The 374-nt window shown below is 60.4% G+C and carries 1 protein-coding gene; it reads right to left on the bottom strand.

Going from position 1 to position 374, the window contains the following annotated elements:
• A partial coding sequence (locus QWI17_RS16700; RefSeq protein ID WP_368045358.1) for an Mks condensin complex protein MksF occupies positions 1 to 374 on the bottom strand: 374 nt, incomplete at both ends.

Raw genomic sequence — 374 nt, forward strand, 5'->3', positions numbered from 1 at the left:
CTTGATGGTCATGGTGGTGCCGTTGGACGCCGCACCATCGATGTCGGCATGGATGACCGGCTGGCCGTTGACCTTGGTGATCTCGAACGCCAGCTCGAACAGGTCCTTCAAACCCAGTTGGTTGTGGTTGGCCGCCACCAGGCGCGCCAGGTACTCCTTGGCCTCTTCGTTCTTGTTGTCCTGCTCGGCGCTCTGGGTCAGGTCGAATACCGACAGGGTTTCGCCTTCCTCGTACTGGCCGGCACTGTGGATGATCTGGTCGATATGCTTGAGCGCTTCCTTGTTCGGCGCCAGCACCACGCGGAAGCTTTCCAGGTTGGATACCTGGCGCTTGTTGATCTCGCGGTTGAACAGCGCCAGCTGGTGCTCGAGGC

Source organism: Gilvimarinus gilvus, from assembly GCF_030518155.1.
GTDB lineage: Bacteria > Pseudomonadota > Gammaproteobacteria > Pseudomonadales > Cellvibrionaceae > Gilvimarinus > Gilvimarinus gilvus.